This window comes from Candidatus Omnitrophota bacterium (assembly GCA_040755155.1).
In the GTDB taxonomy this organism is placed as follows: Bacteria; Hinthialibacterota; Hinthialibacteria; order Hinthialibacterales; family Hinthialibacteraceae; genus JBFMBP01.
In genome coordinates, this window is sequence record JBFMBP010000150.1 from 119,245 (window position 1) to 135,347 (window position 16,103).

General features: G+C 51.4%; 9 protein-coding genes. 7 read left to right on the forward strand and 2 right to left on the reverse strand.

Features of this window, described 5'->3' with window-relative positions; translation table 11 throughout:
- Nucleotides 1–70 precede the first annotated feature (70 nt).
- Nucleotides 71–1,117 (reverse strand): epimerase, encoded by a 1,047-nt coding sequence (locus AB1656_23335; protein MEW6238329.1) that lies wholly within the window; start codon nt 1,115–1,117, stop codon nt 71–73.
- A gap of 346 nt (nt 1,118–1,463) precedes the next feature.
- Here AB1656_23335 and AB1656_23340 point away from each other — a divergent pair, with 346 nt between their 5' ends.
- The 4 genes from AB1656_23340 to AB1656_23355 all read left to right on the forward strand — a co-directional run bounded on the left by AB1656_23340 (nt 1,464) and on the right by AB1656_23355 (nt 7,565).
- A complete protein-coding gene (locus AB1656_23340) occupies nt 1,464–2,966 on the forward strand; it encodes a hypothetical protein (GenBank protein MEW6238330.1) in 1,503 nt (500 codons plus the stop codon).
- Nucleotides 2,967–3,435: 469 nt separating this feature from the next.
- A complete protein-coding gene (locus AB1656_23345) occupies nt 3,436–4,869 on the forward strand; it encodes a glycosyltransferase (protein MEW6238331.1) in 1,434 nt (477 codons plus the stop codon).
- Nucleotides 4,870–4,874: 5 nt separating this feature from the next.
- Nucleotides 4,875–5,960 (forward strand): glycosyltransferase family 2 protein, encoded by a 1,086-nt coding sequence (locus AB1656_23350; protein ID MEW6238332.1) that lies wholly within the window; start codon nt 4,875–4,877, stop codon nt 5,958–5,960.
- Nucleotides 5,961–6,458: 498 nt separating this feature from the next.
- Nucleotides 6,459–7,565, forward strand: coding sequence for a hypothetical protein (locus AB1656_23355; GenBank protein MEW6238333.1), 1,107 nt, complete (start codon nt 6,459–6,461; stop codon nt 7,563–7,565).
- Between the two features lie 114 nt (nt 7,566–7,679).
- Here AB1656_23355 and AB1656_23360 read toward each other — a convergent pair whose 3' ends face one another.
- Complete coding sequence (locus tag AB1656_23360; protein ID MEW6238334.1) at nt 7,680–7,955, reverse strand: hypothetical protein; 276 nt, start codon at nt 7,953–7,955, stop codon at nt 7,680–7,682.
- A gap of 417 nt (nt 7,956–8,372) precedes the next feature.
- On the opposite strand from AB1656_23360, the gene AB1656_23365 reads away from it, so the two are divergent.
- The 3 genes from AB1656_23365 to AB1656_23375 all read left to right on the forward strand — a co-directional run bounded on the left by AB1656_23365 (nt 8,373) and on the right by AB1656_23375 (nt 15,467).
- Entirely contained in the window at nt 8,373–10,181 is a 1,809-nt protein-coding gene (locus AB1656_23365; GenBank protein ID MEW6238335.1) for a M14 family metallopeptidase, read from the forward strand.
- Nucleotides 10,181–11,929: a M14 family metallopeptidase gene (locus AB1656_23370; GenBank protein MEW6238336.1), complete on the forward strand. Its 1,749-nt coding sequence runs from the start codon at nt 10,181–10,183 to the stop codon at nt 11,927–11,929. The genes AB1656_23365 and AB1656_23370 overlap by 1 nt, the downstream gene beginning before the upstream one ends.
- Before the next feature lie 394 nt (nt 11,930–12,323).
- On the forward strand, nt 12,324–15,467 hold the full coding sequence (locus AB1656_23375; GenBank protein MEW6238337.1) for a diguanylate cyclase: 3,144 nt from the start codon (nt 12,324–12,326) through the stop codon (nt 15,465–15,467).
- Nucleotides 15,468–16,103: the final 636 nt, after the last annotated feature.

A 16,103-nucleotide genomic window follows, 5' to 3' on the forward strand; every position in this document is an offset into this window, starting at 1 on the left:
CTTATTGCAAGAAGAGAATTATATAAACTCCTTTGGCGCCGGTCAATTGGAACGAAGAGATAATGCCGCTTTAAAACTTCCCATCCCGTTGTTCATAATGGGTCGGTTTATCGTACATGGGTCCGTTCGAGAGAATCCAATGCGCCGCCCAGCCGATTATTCTTTCGATAGAAACTGAAGGCGTCCCGAAGAGATTCACGGCTTGAGCGGGATTATTGAGCAGAGCGGTTTCCGCTTCTTCGCCATGAAAAATGGGATTCTTGGCGAATTTATCACCAAAACGCTGGGCGAGCCAGCGGATGGAGACAATTTCCGGACCGGCGATATTCAAAATGCGGAAAGGCGTTTCGCAAAGGCTCAGCGAGCGCAACGCCCAGCGATTGGCGTCTCCTTGCCAGATGACGTTGACATAACCCATCGCCAGCGGAATCGGCGTTTGCTCATAGACTTTTTTGGCGATGTCCATAAGCGCGCCGTAACGCATTTCGACGGCGTAATTGAGGCGCAGCAAAACGCCCGGCGTTTTGTGAAGTTGGGAAAAATGCTGAAAGATTCTCTCGCGCCCCAGGCAGGATTGGGCGTATTCGCCGATGGGAGCGGGAACATCCGTTTCCACCGATCCGCCGGAAGCCGGAGCGACCAGAGGATAGACGTTTCCCGTGGAAAAAGCCGCGATGCGCGAATGGCGGAAGCGTTCGGCGGCGAGACCGGGAAGATAAACGTTCATAGCCCATGTGAGCCATTCCTGGCCCGTTGAGCCGAATTTTCTTCCCGCCATGAAGATAACGTTTCTCGCTTCGGGCAATTGGCCGAGAAATTCCCGGTCCAGCAAATCTCCGGCGATAGTTTCGACGCCGTTCCGTTCCAAGCGCTCTCTTAAGCCCGGCTCGGAAAAGCGGGAAACGCCGATGACGCGCTTATCCGTTCCCGCTGCAACGAACGCCCGCCTGGCCATGAGCGCCAGCGTCGGCCCCATTTTCCCACCGGCGCCAAGCAAGATCAAATCGCCGTCCAAACGGCTCAGCGCATCGATGACGCCCGCATCGGGACGGGAAAGAATCTCTTCCAGTTCCTCTTCCGTTTCGATGACGGGGGGATAGGCGTAATCTTTTTCCATAGAACGTTGGATTCCAATCTTTCGATTTGTTATTGAACTTCCGTTTCAATAATATCTAAATTTGTTTATTTTTCCTAGAAGCGGCTGCGCAGATTTTACGCCCCATCAGCGTTTGGGGGATTTTCCAGCAAATATAAGCGGCGCCGAATTCCCTCGACATTCGTATGAGTTTAATCTCATCAGCATTTCGAGCCTAGAAATTACCGGCATTTTTCCATCATCTTCCCTTCAAATGATGTATATATATACGATAAACTCACTTCATTGCTAATAAAAAGGGAGTTGATCAATTGGAGAACAACAAAAATACCAGTTAATTTATTCTATCTTTTATAGGAGAATATCCATGAAAACCGCGACTAGAATGAGAGTATTGGGGTTATTCCTTTTTGTAACGATCATGGGAGGAATCTCTGCGCAGGCGACCGTGTACTACCACGAAGATTTCAACAGCTATGCGGATACGCAAGCGCTATGGGCGGCCTGGAAATCCGGCGATCTTTCGCAACTTCCAGCGGGGGATCCCAACGCCCATCCGGGCGAACCTCAACTGGAAGCGGCTTATTGGATGTTATGGGCGGAGGACGGAGAGGTGTATAACGAGCCGGGGGCTGCGCCTATTGGAGATTTGAATCTCGGCAATTGGGCCAGCAGCCCTACGGAGCGATTTCGCAAAGGAGCGCCCGATCGCAACGGGCTGACGCATTATCTGCGCAAATTAGCGGGCGTTGCCGGCGCAGGCGACGATAGGTATATCAACAGCGATTCGGACTGGTCGGATGCGCACGATCCAACGCGTCCGCCCGATAAGCCAAGAGGGGCGGGCAAATACGAAGAAGGATACTATATCAACTCCCCCGATAAAGCCATTGATCTCTCCAGCGTCGCGCCCGGAAGCCCTCTTTGGCTTCATTTTCAAGCCCAGATCGTTCTCAACGACGATAACGGCACCGCTCTTTACGAACTCTGGATCAATCCCGACAACTCGAATCCGGCGACGTGGACGCTGGCCATGCAACGCATCGCCACCGCCCGTCTGGCTTCCCGCAATCGAACCGAACCGTTCGCCACTCCCGACAACGCCACCGGCCTTTTCGGCGTCGTTGATTTGGATATTTCCAAACTCGGTTTGCAGGGGAAGAAGAACGTCGGTCTTCGCTTCATGCACCGCGGCTCCATCTATGACTATAATGTGATTATTGACGAAATATTGATCGATGACGTGGAATACGGAAAAGGCGATGTGGTGCTATTTCCCAAAGAAACGTTCGATTCCGCTTCCGGCAGTACTCTGCCTATCGGTTGGAGCGCTGTCGATAACAACAAACTTCATCCCTGGGAAGCCGAACCGCTCTTTCACCGCACCTCAGCCAATGACGTCGGCGAGGTCGATCCTCTGTACGTGAACCGTTTGGACGAACATTTCGTGTGCAACGGTACGTATCCCCAAGAGAATATTAAATACTTCGACGAAAAAGAAGATTACCTGCTCACTCCTAAGATCGATTGTTCGCGCGCGAAAGAAATGGCGTATCTGCATTTCGATTCGGAAGCGCGAATCGATACCATCTCCCGTCGGCCCAATGACAAAAAAGTCGTGGATATGACGTTGGACGGCGGACAAACCTGGTCGGAAGTCTGGACGTATCAAGGGATTGGCCGAAGAAGCGACAATATGCCATGCTATACGCAGCATATCGTTCCCATTCCCGCCGCAATCGGCAAACCAGAAGTACAATTTCGTTTTGTTATTCGAATTAACGATACCTTATCCTTCTGGGCCATCGATAATGTCGAGGTTACCGGAGACAGCAAGCCCGTCGAAGTGCGCGAATGGCAAAAGTTTTAAAGGCGAATTCAACCAAAATCGACCTTGAATTCCGCGATTCGAAAAATTCATAGATAGCGAGTATTCTCAGGTTTTCTCGATTCAAGTACGCTGGGGCGCCTCCTGTGGGCGACCGAGGGAGGATCATTTTTTTTGTTTTTTAATTGCGAAATCGCGAAAAAACGGTGAATACCACGAGTTTTATGAATTGCGGATAACGCGGATTTTTTTGGATTCCACTGAGAAATTATTCTCACAGCGCTATCCTTTGCGTCAACGTAATTTTCTTTTTTTTCGTGTTTTCATTTTTTTATTTCGTGTTTTCGCGATTCAAACGACGATTGCAAAAGAATCGCTATCCCTTTCATGGCTCGCAGCCAGCGAGAGCAATTGCGCGGAATCGAATTCATTTTCACGATCCACCCTTGGGCGATTTCGCAACCATAAGTAAACTGGATCATCTCTATTTGATTTGAATGTTGAGGCCGCTGTGAAGCACTTTCTTCTTTTGGGCGTGGGTCCCCTCCCCTTTTACGAATCGAATCATCTGTATGGATTCGGCATTCGCACTTGGCAATTCGCAAGGCCGCTATTGGCCGCCGGGCATCGCATTACTCTAGTAACCTGCGAATTCGGCGCGTCCAGAGAAAGCGCTATCCATATCAAGTATCACAACGATCCCGCAATTTTCGGCCATCTCGAACATACGGCGCTGCCGGAACCGAATCCCCGCAACGTCAACGTATTGTTAACGCGCATCGAGGACATCATCAAAACGCACCGCCCTAACGCCATCATCGCGGCGGGTTCCACCATTTCCACCAACCTGGCTGCTTCGCTCAGATCCGAACTGCCCCTCTGGCTGGATATGTTCGGCGACCTCTTCGCGGAAGTGCAGGCGAAGAGTCCCTTCACTAACGAAGGGGAGGAATTGAAATTCTTCCATCAAACGCTCTCGCGGGTATTATTGCGCGGCGACCGCTTTTCGACGGTTTCGGAGATGCAGCGGGGCGCCGCTATCGGCCAACTGGGCTTGATGGGACGGTTGAACCGCTACACGCTGGGAGAAGAATTGGTATGGACGATTCCCTGCGCGATGGACGGCGAAATTTCCCCCGTCAAGCGCGATTCCATCTTTCGCGGCGTAGAAACCGGTTCGTCGGATTTTATTCTTTTATGCAGCGGCGGCTTTAACACTTGGACGGATGTGGAAACCCTTTTCGAGGGCATCGAAGGAGCGATGGAAAAGAACCGCCGCATCCATTGCGTCGTGACGGGCGGCGCGATTACGGGACACCACGAGAGCGGTTATAACCGTTTTCGCAGTCTTATTTCCAAAAGCCCTTACGAAACCCGTTTCCACCTTCTGGGATGGGTTCCTACGGAAAAAATGGCGCAAATCACCTTGGAATGCGATTTGGGATTGAACGTCGACCTTCCCATTTACGAATCCCTGCTGGGCAGCCGCAACCGGTTGCTTTTCTGGATGCAGTGCGGCCTTCCGATACTAACCACTGTAACGACGGAACTCTCCCGCGTCGTTTCGGACAATCGAATCGGCCTGGTGGTTCCCCCTCGCGAATCGAAGCAGCTCTCCGCGAAAATTTTGGAGGCGGCGCAAAATCCCAGCGAGATTAAATCGATAGCCTTGCGAGCCAAACGTTTCGCTTATTCCTATTTTTCTTTCGAAGAAAGCGTTCAGCCCTTGCTGCGATGGGCGGAGCATCCCGTGAAAGCCTCCGACAACGCCGAACGGGACGTGCGCAACGGCCAACTCTTCAACCAGGTCGATGTTCTTTGGCATTCCTGGGCTTTTCCCGAACATGGGAACGAGTTGGATTTAACCATTCCCCGCGCGCCTAAGGCCGTGATACGCACTCGCCCCCAAGGCAAAAGCTGGTGGCGGCGGCTTTGGGGATTTTAAATATCATGCCGCAAATCAACGTCTTCATCCCCCATCATTCCAATCGGAAACACCTGATCCCCCTTTTTTCTTCTCTTTTGAATATGGGATTATCCAGCGATCAGGCGGAATTCATTCTGGTGGATAATGGTTCGGCGGATGGATCGGTGGACCTGGTTCGCCGAAAATTTCCCCTCGTTAAGATACATCGCTTCGAACGCAATCAGGGATTCGCTCCGGCATTGAATCAAGCCGTACGGGCGTACGATTCGGAATGGGCATGCTTTCTCAACAACGACGTTTGGGTGGATCCCGATTGGCTGCCCAATCTGCTCTTCGCCGCCGAGAAGACGAAATCTCCCTGCGCCGCTTCCCATATTCTCGATTGGACGGGTAAGAAAACCCAATTTGCGGGCGGATGGATCAATCTCTTCGGCAAGGGATTCGAAAGCAGCGATATCCTCTCGCGCGAACCTTACGAAATTTTCTTTCCCTGCGGCGGCGCCATGCTGATTCGGAGAGACGTTTTTCTGGAAGCGGGCGGATTCGACGACGAGTATTTTATGCTTTACGAAGACGTCGATCTCGGCTGGCGCCTGCGCCTTTTCGGCCACAAAATTTATTTGGCGCCGGATGCGTGGGTGATGCATCGCGGACACGCCTCGTTGAAGAACGAACCCTATTCCCGCAAAGCCGTTTTTTACGAGCGCAACAGCCTGGCTACAATATACAAAAATCTATCGGACGCATCCCTCTGCATCGCCATGCCGTTGGCGCTGCGGGAGGCGGAACTGCGCGCCCACGCCCTCGGCGGCGCCGGTTCACCCTTCCGTTATTCTTCCGACGGCCTCGCCATGCGCGAGGCGTTGGCGGATTTTTTCCGCCTGCTTCCCCATTGGAAAGAAAAACACGCCTTCGTGCAATCGCGGCGCAAATGCAGCGATGAGGAAATATTTAAACGCTTCTTTCCCCAACCGACACAAATGTGGGCTTACGCCGAACAGCATTACCGGCGCATCGCCTGGCCGCAAACTTTTTCGCAAATTTGGGATATCTTTCAAAAAGCCTCCGAAGAACTCGGCTTAATCCCATCCGACGAAGAGACGGCGTAATTGCGTAGGGTGGGCTCAAAGCAAAACGTAGCCCACCGCCTTTCTTAATTCACTAGGCTTGGCTTTAGCGATAAATCGACGGGGTGGCAAGGGGAAAGCGTCAGCCTGCCCTTGAGGGATCGATCAAAGGCAGACTTCGTCTTGCCTTTGCCACCCCGTCAATCTTTTTCATCATTCATCATTCATCATTCATCATTCACAGGGCTTGGCTTTAGTAATAAATCGGCTAGCATACATTTTCACATTCGACAGGAGGCGCAAAATGGCGAAAGGTAAAAACAAAAAAGCACATAAACTCCGTTGGCGTAAGAAAAAAGCCAATCACGGCAAGGCTCCATGCTCAAGCCGATAACGGATCGTTCCAACCCGGGATGCGTTCGCATCCCTTTTTTGTTTCTTCTATCCTTAATACCTGTTAATCGGCGCGAACTGCGGCATTTCCCTCATTGATAGAATCGTTGGATCGCGATTTCGTCAAATCGATATTCGGGAAAAATCATGCCGCCAAAACCAGAACTATCCATCCAGCTTTTTCGCATCAACGGCTTCACTCCCCTCGCTTCCGTCGTATCTCCCCGAAAAATCACCATCAAATCCGCTTTCGGCGCCGGGAAAAGGCGTTGCTGGATCGAGTTGTTCAACGAAGATGCAAGCTTTCCCGCCGCTCTGGGATGCGTTCTGGAGGTTTGGATCAACGGCGTCCGCTGCTTTCGGGGACGAGTGGCGGAACGGCGCATCGATTCCATCGACGATCGTTTGTCGCTTTACGCCGTCTGGGACCCGGAACGCGAATTCAACCAAGCGGCGAACGGCCGATTCGAAAACCTGACAACGGACGCCATTCTCGATCTTCTTATGGCGAATTCGCCGCTGAAACGGGCCGGCGCTTATGGTCACGCTTACGCGTTCGGCGCGATCGAGTTCTCCGATTACCCCTTTTTTTCCGCCGTCGATCTTCTCGCCAAACTGGCGGGCAACTGGCTTTGGGATGTGGGAGAAGACGCCGCGCTCCGCTTTCGTCCGCGCCAGTCCATCCCCGATCATCCCCTCTTTCTCGCTCCCGGCGCCTATGTCGTCAATCTGTGGGAAACCGTAAACGACGCGTTTGCCTATGTCCGCTTGAATGGCGGCTTCGCCGATGGGGAGGTTTACGAGAATTGGATCGCTCTTCCCGGACGCTTATATTCATCCGAAGCCGAAATCGCCCGCGTTTATGTGCGCCCCCTCGCCAGTTTCGACGCCGTAGCCGCCTTGCGGCGCGCGATTCTACAGCAAATGCGAAGGCCGAACTACGAACATTACGTCGATCTCATCGGATACGGCGAAAAGATCGCTCCCGGCGATACCGTCCGCTTTCGCGCCGACGACATGCCTCAGCTTCCCCAAGATCGAATATTCCGGGTGAAAATGCGCGAAATCACGTACGCCCACGAGCAACTGCAAACGCGCCTGCATTTGACCTCCGGCCTCGAATCCTCCTCCACTTTTTTTTATTATTTCCATAACGACTCGATCTTCCTCCCTTCCTTCAAAGAAGGAAAATCCGGCGCGTTTCAGTTGGACGTATCGGCTATGGATTCGCAAACCCACATCGATGCGGCGTAAGAGGAAGCGCCGACAAGGGCAAAATAAAATCCTTGTTCTTGACGCCCGCCGTATAGTATTAGGTTTCTTTAATAATCCATTTGACCGCCACGCTGGCATCGATCACGTAAAGGCTCATCGGCTGTCCCGCAGTTCGCGAATATCGAGAGCGCTATCGCTTTGAATAGGGCCAACTTGTTCGCGGAAATCTTCCAAGCGATGTTTCCAATCGGCTTTACGAATAAATTCTTTCACGCTTCGTTTTCGCTTGCGAGCGGCTTCTTCGATAGCCTGGCGGGTTTGGGGATCGATGGATACTCCGTATTCCTCGGCCACGGTTCCGAGGCGGGCCAGGAACTCGGGATCAATGGGATGGTTATGAGCGGTAAAATGGACGGTCAATTCGTTCATGAGATTTTCTTCCTTGATCGATATCGAAAATAATGTTACCTAGAAAATATCGGTTGAGCAAGCAAAAATTCTACATCAAAATGATAACGTTGGTTCGAAAGATGGCGATGGAAGCCATCGATTATCGTATTTGGCGGACTGCGCTTCGCTTTGAGCCTACCCTACGCAACTGACAACATCCCCCCGCGCCTCATATTTGTCAGAATCAGGAATTCCAGGATGAAAGGATGACCAGGATTTTTTTATCCTGCAAATCCTGGCCATCCCGATTCTGACAAAAAAGCGGAGTCAAGGGCAGAAAAAACCTTGTCCTTGCCACCCACCCACCCGTTACGCCTTTACGATTAGCGATAGATGGTTCACTCTATGAAATCGCGATTTTCATACTTGATAATCTTTATCCATTGGGAAAAAATTATGCCGAAAAAAACGAAACTCCAACCTTTTCGATCATGGGCGGCGAGCCTTCTTTTCTACCTGGGATTTGCTGCTGCCGCCGTTGCGGCGGATGCGCCCTCCAACCATTGGCCTTCTTGCCGCGACGAAAAAAACCTCGCCGCCGATTTGAAAGCGCTACGGCGGGATCACGCTTCCTTTTTCCGCTTGGACGCTTTGGCAAAATCCAAGGAAGGCCGCGAAGTATGGTTGGCCGAACTAGGCCGGGGCGATGAAAAAGATCGCCGCCTGCGTCCCGCTTTGCTAGTTGTAGCGGGGGTGGAGGGAAACGATCTCGCGGGAACCGAAATGGCGATGGCTTTTCTCAACCGTCTCTGCGAGAAAGAAAAAGAATCCAAGGAAATCCAATCGCTGCTGGAGTCGGTTGTGGTTTACGTCATTCCCCGCCTCAATCCCGACGCCGCCGAACGCTATTTTATGAAGCCGCGCATGGAGATGGCGGGCGATGCAGCGCCCTTCGACGCCGATCATGACGGCTTAGTAGACGAAGACGTCCCCGACGATCTTGACGGCGACGGTATGATTTCCTGGCTGCGCGTAGAAGACCCAAAAGGGACGCTGATCCCCCATCCCGGCGACGAACGCCTCTTGATCGAAGCCGATCCCGCGAAAAACGAACGCGGGCGCTTCCTTCTCTTTTTGGAAGGCAAGGACAATGACGCCGACAAGAAGATCAATGAAGACCCACTCGGCGAAGTGAATTTCAACCGCAACTTTCCCTTCCATTATCCCTGGTTCGCGCCGGACGCGGGCGTCTATCAAATCTGCGAAAACGAAACTCGCGCTCTCGCCGAATTCATTCTCGGTCATCCCAACATTGCCGCCGTCTTCACCTATGCGAGCAATGATAATCTGTTAAAGACGCCGCCCTCAGCCGACCGTTCCTTCGGCCGCGATCCGCAAGAAAAAATCCGGACGGAAGACAGTAAATATTACGAAAAATTAGGCGAACTCTATCGTGAGCAGTTGGGAATCGAAAAAACCATTGATTCGCCCAGCGTTTCCGGCGCTTTCTCCGATTGGATTTACTTCCATCGCGGAATTCTCTCCCTCTGCGCCAGCGCTTGGAGTCCTGACCTTGCGTTAGCCTTGAAGAAAGAAGAGCCTGAGAAGAAGGAAGAAAAAAAAGAAGAAGCAAACGGCGAAAAACCGAAGGATCAAGAAAAAAAGGAAGAGAAAAAAGAAGAAAAGAAGAAGGAAAAAGAAGACGAGCGGGGAAAGACGGAATTAGAGTATTTAAAATGGCTGGATGAAAACGCTCCCGATTATTTCATTCCTTGGAAATCCGTCAAGCATCCCGATTATCCCAACCAAAAGGCGGAAATCGGCGGCTTCGCGCCTTACGCCAAGACGCTGCCTCCCGCGGAATTTCTGCCCCAACTCGCGGAAAAACATGCGGAATTTCTTATGCAACTTCTAAAAAAGTTACCCCGCATCCGCATCCAGGATATCGAAATCAAGGCCTTGGAACAAAATGTTTTCGAGATCGAAGTCAAAGTGGAAAACGCCGGATTCCTGCCTACGATTCTCGCGCATGGCGAACGGACGGGCGAAATCTTTCCCACGCGGTTGGAAACAAATCTTCCCGCCGGCGCATTTCTAGCTGGCAGTCCCCGCGCCCGCGTCGGCGCTCTGCATGGCAGCGGCGGGATAGAGGAAATCCGCTATATCGTCAAAGCCCCTGCGGGAACCAAGGTGGAATTTACCCTAATCTCCGCCCAAGCGGGACGCGATGCGCGAACTGTTGTACTGACTGGAGGTGGAAAATAATGATCGTCAAATCCCTTCGCCCTATCATCCTCGCCGCCATTCTTTTTGCGGCGACGCAAAATTCCTTTTCAGCGGAAGCAACCAAGAATTATTTTCCCGCTCTCGGCGCGCCCGCCGAACGCAAGGTGGAAGTCGCTTGGAACCGCTTTTACGATACGAAAGGCTTGGAAGATATTCTTAAGCGCATCCAAAAAGCCTATCCCCAATTGACGAAACTCTATTCCATCGGCGAGTCTTACGAAGGACGAACCATCTGGTGTCTTGAATTGACCAACCGAGAGAAAGGCGATCCCGCGCGCAAGGCGGGCATGTATATCGACGGCAACATCCACGGCAACGAAGTCCAGGCGGGCGAGGTGGTCATGTACACCGCTTGGTATCTCTGCGAGAGTTACGGCAAAGTCGAAAAAGTAACCCAGCTCCTCGACGATCGCGTCTTCTATCTTATCCCCACCATCAATCCCGACGGGCGCGACAATTGGTTTCACAACGCCAATACGGCACATTCTTCCCGCAGCGGCTTGAAACCCCTCGACAACGACCGAGACGGCCTTGTCGACGAAGATGGGTATGACGATCTCAACGGCGACGGCGTCATCACCATGATGCGCATCCGCGATTCCAACGGACGTTGGAAGCCCCATCCCGATTATCCCGAATTTCTCATGATCCGCGCCAAGCCCGACGAGCGGGGCGAATATGATCTGCTCGGCGATGAGGGAATCGACAACGACGGCGACGGCCGCGTCAACGAAGACGGCCCCGGCGGCTACGATTCCAACCGCAACTGGGCCTACGACTGGCAACCGCCTTATGTCCAATACGGTTCCATCGAATTTCCCTTCTCCCTGCCCAACACCCAAGCCGTCGCTCGCTTCGTCATCGCGCATCCCAACATCGCCAGCGGCCAATCCTACCACAACGCGGCGGGAATGATCCTGCGCAGTCCCGGCCGCGAGGGCGGCGCCATGACGCCGCAAGACGACCGCGTCATGGCCGAAATCGGCCGCAAGGGCGAGAGGATGCTGCCCTTCTATCGCTCGCTGGTCTGCTGGAGCGGATTGTATCCCGTGTGGGGCGGCGAATTCGATTGGTTCTATGGCGCTCGCGGCATTTATTGCTATACCAACGAACTATGGACGCCGCGAAACATGTTTCGGGATGGAGGCGGCCGGGACGAGGACGACGCCGATTTCCTGCGTTATTTGACAATGGAGCAGGGCATTGTGAAATGGCAAGCCTGCGATCATCCCACCTATGGCAAAATCGAAATCGGCGGAACCGCGAAGGAATTCAGCCGCACGCCTCCCTCCTTCCTGCTGGAAGAGGAATGCCACCGCAACATGGCGTTTACTTTATATAATGCCGAGATGATGCCCAAGATTCAATTCGGAGACGTCTCCGTCGAATCCCTCGGCGGCGATCTCTATAAAGTATGGGTGGAAGTGCGCAACGAAGGCATGATCCCCACCCGCTCCGGCCAGGACGTCAACCATTCGATCTCCACGCCGGATGTCATTTCCCTGGAAGGGAAAAACGTCCGCGTTCTCAGCGGGGGACGAGTAACCGACCGCTACTTCAAGCGCGTCGATCCCGTGGAAGTGCGCCCCCACCGCGTAGAAATCCCCGCCATCGGCGGCCTCGATTCGGAACGGGCGCAATTCGTCGTCAAAGGCAAAGGCGAGGTCGCCATAACCGCCGATTCCGTAAAAGGCGGCCTGATCCGCAAGACGATCGAGTTGAAGTGATAAAGTTTGTCGGACAGTAGGGTGGGTCGAGCGAAGCGAGCACCACCATAATAGCTACTCATCCTGACTTGTTAGTGGTACGCTTATATCGAGGAGCATGAACGATGCAAACGAAAGAAACCGAGGAAGAGCATTCGCGAATATTTCGTTTCATCTGATTTTGGAAGAGTGTACGACGAGGCAATCGGCTATGAAGATGAATCCCTTTGATTGCATTAAGATGAAACGAAAGGCGTCTCTACAGATTTATGAACGTTTGAAGAATCTGAATTTACAGGAGAAGGTAGAATATTGGAAAAAACGAAATGAAATTTTTATGCGGGAACAAGAAATTTTGAAGACGAAAACTCCAACTTAAGCATTTCACCCTATTCGAGAAAGGGAGGAAACGGTTTTGTCGAATACAACATCTCGCTCAAAAAATCGAATCCGTTTTTTTCCCTATCAGGGAACGATCGTTCTATGTTTACTTATATGGAGTTCGGCGAATCGTTCCGAATCCCAGCCCGCCGATTCTTTTCCCTCCTTCTTGTCCGTGGAAAGGCTCACGACCGACGACGGCCTCGCCAGCAACCAAATTCGAGTCATTCATCGCAGTCAATCCGGATTCATGTGGTTTCTTACGGATAGGGGTTTAATAAGATATGATGGATATGAAGCCATCAATTATCAGTACAATCCAAATGACAACAACTCTCTATCCAATAATGAATTAACTTCCATATTGGAAGACGGCGATGGAATCCTTTGGATCGGCTCTAAGGAAGGATTTAACCGCTTCGATCCCAAGACCGGACTATTCAAACGTTATTTCCATGATCCCAACAAACCGGCCAGCATTAACGATAATTTTGTTACCCATATTCTGAAAGATAAAAAAGGAAGATATTGGATCGCGACCCATTGCGGACTCAACCTATTCGATCCCGTTCGCGAAACTTTCCGATCTTTCCATCGCGATCCCAACAATCCCGATTCGTTGGGAATGGAGCATATCAACCGTCTCGCCGAAGACCTGTCGGGAAAACTCTGGCTCGGCCCTCTAGGCAATGCATCCATAGAACGATTCGATCCGGATTCCTTTGTTATCCAACGATATAAAAACTTACTCATTGAGCCTGCTAACTATCCCGACGTTATAACGTTTGCCGTCGATCCTTCCGGTTCTGTGTTATTCGGTTCTTGGGCCTGGGGACTATTCCAGGTGAATCCCGCCGACGGCTCTTTCAAAAATTTCCGCTGCAATCCTTCCGATCCTCGCAGCCTCTCCGGCGATATCGTGCATAGTATTATTCCCGACGGGAAAGGCAGGTATTGGATCGGAACGCGGGGAGGCGGGCTTTGCCGATTCGATCCCCAGACCGGACGATTCCAGCGTATAAAAGTCGTATGGAAAACCGATCCGAACGCCGTCATCGAGACAATCTTCTGCATCTATCAAGACAATGCCGGCATTTTATGGCTTGGAACCATGAATGACGGAGTCTGCCGCTACGACAGCAATCGGGAGCAGTTTCTCTGTATTAAAAACAATCCCAAAAATCCAACCAGTTTGAGCGAAAATCGCGTATACGCTATATGCGCCAGCCGGGATGGAACCATCTGGATCGGAACCGACGGCGGCGGGCTGAACCAATACGATCCCAAAACCAATTCGATGGTTGCGCATTATGTCAACGATCCTTCTCGCGCCGATAGTCTCGCCAGTAATACGGTGATCTCATTGTATGAGGACTCCAAGGGAACCCTCTACGTGGGTTGTTGGCAAACTCAAGAAGGAGCGTTCAGCCGTTTTCTCCCGGAAACAAAAACCTTTCGCCGGTATCCCCACAATCCGGGGCATCCGGATGGATTGCACTGCATCACCGCCCGCGCTCTTCGGGGGGATTCCTTCGGGAAAATATGGATTGGCGGCGACGGCAGCGGAATATGCATCTTCGATCCGAATAATGAAACCTTTCAACGTTGCGTAAAGGATACCTCTTCAGCCAGAGGATTGCGCGATAGAAATATTCGTTGTTTTTATGAAGATCATTCCCAAACCATGTGGGTGGGAACCGAAAGCGCAGGTTTGCTGCGCTACGATCGCAGCCAGGATCGATTCGTCGAATATCGCGACGCTTCCCTCAATCTCAACCGCTTATCCACGGCCAATATAATGACGATTTATGAGGATCGACAAAACGCTCTATGGCTGGGTACGGAAAACGGCATCGTCCGTCTTAGCCCCGATCGCACCCAATCTACGAATTTTTCCATGAGCGACGGTTTGGCGGACAGCGTGGTAAAAGGAATCCTGGAAGACGACTATGGATTTCTTTGGATCAGCATGGATAACGGAAAAATGTCCCGCTTCCATCCCGAAACCCGGCAAATCCGGAATTTCGACCGCAGCGACGGTTTGCAAGGATTGGCGTTTAACTCCAATTGTTTCGCCAAAGGATTGAACGGCGAGTTTTATTTCGGAGGAATCGGCGGCGTAAATTGCATCTGGCCCGATCGAATCACTCAGAATGCGAACATCCCTCCCATCGCGCTTATTGCCTTTAATGTGCTGGGCAAATCTCATCCCTTCGAACCGTTTCTCTCCGCAGGACAACCCATTCGGCTCGATTACCGCCAAAATTATTTGTCATTCGAATTCGCCGCCCTGAATTATACCCACTCGCATAAAAACCAATATGCGTATCGTTTAACGCCGCTCGAAACCGACTGGAACGTTTCCGGCGTCCGGCGTTACGCGCAATATACGGCGCTGGAACCGGGCGATTACATTTTCCAAGCTAAAGGCTCCAACAACGACGGCGAATGGAACGAGAAAGGAATTTCCCTATCCATTTCCATAAAATCTCCCTATTGGAGAACCTGGTGGTTTAAAACTGGAAGCGCCGCATTCATCCTTGCGACCCTCTTTCTGGGATACCGCTATCGAGTCCGTTTTTTGGAGAAACAGAGAATATTCTTGGAAATGGAAGTTGAAAAGCGAACTCGCGAGCTGAATGAAGCCAACCGAGCGTTGGAACGGCTTTCGAAGCAGGATGGATTGACGAAGCTCGCCAACCGCCGCTGCTTCGACGAGCACATCGAGATGGAGTGGAGGCGTTCTTTGCGCAACCGGACGCCAATATCTTTGATCTTTATCGATGTCGATTTTTTCAAACCCTATAACGACTTTTACGGACATCAAGCCGGGGACGAATGCTTGCAAAGAATTGCGGAGGCAATTCGCGGCTTTGTGAATCGTCCCGGCGATCTGGTTGCGCGTTACGGCGGAGAGGAATTCATGATGGTTTTGACGGATGCGGAACCCGCCATCGCCTACCAAATCGCCGAGCAACTTCGGCTTCAGGTCGAATCATTGACAATGCCCCATCATCAATCGAATGCGGCGCCCATCGTTACGATCAGCCTGGGAGTCGCTTCTATGATTCCCAGACCGGAAGAGTCGCCTGATCGGTTGATCCAGGCGGCGGATCAGGCCTTGTATCAATCCAAACAAAAAGGAAGAAACATAGCAACCGCCGCCTGCATCAATTAAGCACCGATCTTCATGGGAATGAATTAGCCCAAAATTCAGGTGGACGAAGCGCCCACAAAGCGCTCCGTTTCTCGTAGTAAAAGGCGCGAAGGGCTTCGTAGTGTTTTTGAGCGATCGTGGAAGGGGTGGAAAAATAGTCGAATCCGTCCATCGGGCGCCTCAACGGGATATTATTTTTGGTATAATATTACCATGAAACAATTATATGTATTTCACTAAATAAGTCAAGTCCGAATAATAAAATGATGAAAACCCTTAAAATAGGGGTATATAAAGGATTATCGAGTAAGGGGGGATGAATTAAATGAGGAATAAAATACGATACCTGGAAGTATTAACCCAAAAGTCAATCCAAAATTCTTTCACTACTATTTTGCTTAACATCCTCGATTTATTGGAGTTATTTATCAACAGCCCCATGAAGCCTTGAAAATGATTTGGGGATAAAAGTCTCAGGAAAATCGGTGATGTTTCTTTTTCCTTTCGCTTCTTCCCGATGCAAACGTCATTTTGAATCGTCCTATTAACTATTTCTCGTGAGTAATGTGAGTTATGAATCGAAAAGATAGAGCTTGCTTAGCAATATGCCAGCCCTGCGACTACCCTATCATGAGACGCGGCGGGATCAAGAGAGGA

What these genes read in the sequence shown, in the direction of transcription:
- AB1656_23335 (MEW6238329.1), bottom strand. Translation starts at nt 1,117, where the DNA reads ATGGAAAAAGATTACGCCTATCCCCCCGTCATCGAAACGGAAGAGGAA.
- AB1656_23340 (MEW6238330.1), top strand. Translation starts at nt 1,464, where the DNA reads ATGAAAACCGCGACTAGAATGAGAGTATTGGGGTTATTCCTTTTTGTA.
- AB1656_23350 (MEW6238332.1), top strand. Translation starts at nt 4,875, where the DNA reads ATGCCGCAAATCAACGTCTTCATCCCCCATCATTCCAATCGGAAACAC.
- AB1656_23355 (MEW6238333.1), top strand. Translation starts at nt 6,459, where the DNA reads ATGCCGCCAAAACCAGAACTATCCATCCAGCTTTTTCGCATCAACGGC.
- AB1656_23360 (MEW6238334.1), bottom strand. Translation starts at nt 7,955, where the DNA reads ATGAACGAATTGACCGTCCATTTTACCGCTCATAACCATCCCATTGAT.
- AB1656_23365 (MEW6238335.1), top strand. Translation starts at nt 8,373, where the DNA reads ATGCCGAAAAAAACGAAACTCCAACCTTTTCGATCATGGGCGGCGAGC.
- AB1656_23370 (MEW6238336.1), top strand. Translation starts at nt 10,181, where the DNA reads ATGATCGTCAAATCCCTTCGCCCTATCATCCTCGCCGCCATTCTTTTT.